At 77.5% G+C, this 2,626-nt stretch carries 1 protein-coding gene; it reads left to right on the forward strand.

Annotated elements, in window-relative coordinates:
- The coding region (locus tag ACWGJO_RS41405) for a polyketide synthase dehydratase domain-containing protein (protein ID WP_452190940.1) at nucleotides 1–2,626 on the forward strand (2,626 nt) is incomplete at both ends.

The following is a 2,626-nucleotide window of genomic DNA, read 5'->3' on the forward strand; positions in this document are numbered from 1 at the left end:
GTTCGAGCAGGCCACCCGTGCTCTGCTCGCCGACGGCCGCTCGGTGTTCGTCGAGTGCAGCCCCCACCCGGTGCTGACCGTCGGCGTGCAGGAGAGCGCCGACGCCGCCGGCGCCGACGCGGCCGCGCTGGGCACGCTGCGGCGCGACCGGGGCGGCCCCGAGCAGCTGCTCACGGCCCTGGCCGAGGCCTGGACCGCGGGCGCGTCCGTCGACTTCACCCCGGTCGTGCCCGCGGGCCGCCGGGTCGAGCTGCCCAGCTACGCCTTCCAGCGCGAGCGGTACTGGCCGCGGGCCGTGGTCGCCGCCGGCGACCTGAGCACGGTCGGCCAGGTCGTCACCGAGCACGCCCTGCTGGGCGCCGCCGTCCCGCTGCCCGGCGGAGCCCTGGTCCTGACCGGACGGCTGAGCGCGGCCGGCCAGGACTGGCTGGCCGACCACGCGGTGCACGGCGACGTGCTGGTGCCGGGCACCGCCTTCGTGGAGATGGCGCTGACCGCCGGTGAGCGGGCCGACTGCGCCCTGCTGTCCGAACTGGTGCTCCAGGCGCCGCTGGTGCTGCCCGCCCAGGGCGGCGTCGCGGTCCAGGTGAGCGTGGGCACCGCGGACGACACCGGCTGCCGGACCTTCGAGGTGTTCTCCCGCCCGGACGCCGCCGGCACCGAGCTGGTCCGCCACGCCACCGGCGTCCTCGCCCCGGCCGCCACCGCCCCGCAGGACGGTTCCGACCTCGCGGTCTGGCCGCCCGTCGGGGCCCGGCCGGTCGAGGTCGAGGGCTTCTACCAGGCGCTCACCGAGGCCGGCTACGGCTACGGCCCCGCCTTCCAGGGCCTGCGCGCCGCCTGGCGCGACGGCAGCACCGTCTACGCCGAGGTCGCCCTGCCGCAGGACGTCCAGGCCGAGGGCTTCGGCATGCACCCGGCACTGCTGGACGCCGCCCTGCACGCCATCGGCCTCGCCGCCGACCCCGCCACCGGTACCCGGCTGCCGTTCTCCTTCGACGGCGTCCACCTCCGGGCCACCGGGGCCACCGTGCTCCGGGTCGCGCTGACCGTCCGCGCGGACGGTGTCGGCCTGCACGCCGCCGACCCCACCGGCGCGCCGGTGATCGACATCGCCTCGCTGACCCTGCGCGAGGTCGCCGCCGCGACGCTGCGGCGGGCCGGCGAACGCGCCGTCCACGACGCCCTGTTCACCGTCGACTGGACCCCGCTGCCGCAGCGGGACCCGGCCCGGCCCGACACCTCGGACTGGCGGGAGATCGGCGCCGTCGAGGACGGCGCGACGCCTCCGGTGGTCGTGCTGACCCTGCCGCCCGCCGCGTCCGACGGCGGGCCGGCCCTGGCCGTCCGCCGGACCACCACCGAAGTCCTGCGCACCGTCCAGGAGTTCCTCGCCGCCGACCGCTTCGCCGACACCCGGCTGGTGGTCGTCACCCGCGGCGCCGTCCCGGCCGCCCCCGGGCAGCCGGTGACCGACCTGGCCGGCGCGGCGGTGTGGGGCCTGCTGCGCTCCGCCCAGTCGGAGCACCCCGGCCGCGTGCTGCTGCTGGACCGCGACCCGGCCGGGCAGGACGCCGACTGGCAGGCCTGGGCCACCGTCCAGGACGAACCGCAGCTCGCCCTGCGCGAGGGCGGGGCCCGCGCCCCCCGGCTCGTCCGGCAGAGCGCCGTCCACGGCCTCACCGCCCCCGACGGGCCCGGCGCCTGGCGCCTGGACGTCACCGAGGAGGGCACTCTGGAGGCCCTCGCCCTGGTGCCCGCCGCCGAGGCCGAGGCCCCGCTGGGCGCCGACCAGGTGCGGATCGCCGTCCGCGCGGCCGGTGTGAACTTCCGCGACGTGCTGCTCGCGCTCGGTATGTACCCCGACCGGGCCGTGATGGGTGCCGAGGCCGCCGGTGTGGTGACCGAGGTCGGCGCCGCCGTCACCGATCTGGCCGTCGGCGACCGGGTGTTCGGCCACTTCGACGGCGGCGGCCTCGCCGACCGGGCGGTCACCGACCGGCGGCTGCTGGCCCGGATCCCGGCCGGCTGGACCTTCGCCGAGGCCGCCTCGGTGCCCGTCGTCTTCGTGACCGCCTACTACGGGCTGGTGGACGTGGCCGCGGCCCGGCCCGGTGAGTCGGTGCTGGTGCACGCGGCGGCCGGCGGCGTCGGCATGGCCGCCGTCCAGCTCGCCCGGCACCTGGGCCTGGAGGTGTACGGCACCGCCAATCCCGGCAAGTGGGACGCGCTGCGCGCCGCCGGTCTGGACGACGCCCGCATCGCCTCCTCGCGCGACCTCGCCTTCGAGGAGTCGTTCCGTACCGCCACCGGCGGACGCGGCGTGGACGTGGTGCTGAACTCGCTGGCCGGTGAATTCGTCGACGCCTCGCTGCGGCTGCTCGCCGAGGGCGGGCGCTTCGCTGACATGGGCAAGGCCGACCCGCGCGACGCCGAGCAGGTCGCCGCCGACCACCCCGGCGTGCGCTACCGCGCGTTCAACCCCGCGGAGGCGGGCCCGGAGCGGGTCCGGGAGATCACGGCGGAGATCATCGGCCTGTTCGAGTCCGGTGCGCTGCGGCTGCTGCCGATCACCGCGTGGGACGTCCGTGAGGCGCCCGCCGTGTTCCGGCACATCAGCCAGGCC

Source organism: Kitasatospora sp. NPDC054795, from assembly GCF_053611565.1.